Origin of the sequence: Pelomonas sp. CA6 (genome assembly GCF_022549225.1) — a bacterium.
Taxonomy (GTDB): domain Bacteria; phylum Pseudomonadota; class Gammaproteobacteria; order Burkholderiales; family Burkholderiaceae_C; genus Roseateles.
In genome coordinates this window covers 1-324 of sequence record NZ_JAKZFD010000071.1, presented here as the reverse complement: position 1 = coordinate 324, position 324 = coordinate 1, and the positions used below count along the sequence as shown (strand labels likewise).

Sequence of the window (324 nt, the reverse complement as noted above, 5' to 3'; positions counted from 1 at the left end):
AACGTCGGCAGCTATGCCATCAACGGCAGCGGCCTGAGCGCCAACAACGGCAACTACGTCTTCACTCAGGCCGCCGGCAACACCAGCGCGCTGAGCGTCACCCCGGCCACGCTGACCGTGACGGCCAACAGCGCGTCGCGCCTGTACGGCGCCGCCAACCCGACCTTCAGCGGCACGGTGACCGGATTCGTCAACAGCGACACGCTGGCCAATGCCACCACCGGCACGCTGGCCTTCGCGACGCCCGCCACCGCCACCAGCAACGTCGGCAGCTATGCCATCAACGGCAGCGGGCTCACCGCCAACAACGGCAACTACGTCTTC

At 67.6% G+C, this 324-nt stretch carries 1 protein-coding gene; it reads left to right on the top strand.

From position 1 onward, the window contains the following. Positions 1-324, top strand: a 324-nt coding sequence (locus tag LZ017_RS21935) for an MBG domain-containing protein (protein WP_241399050.1), incomplete at both ends; no start/stop codon positions are given.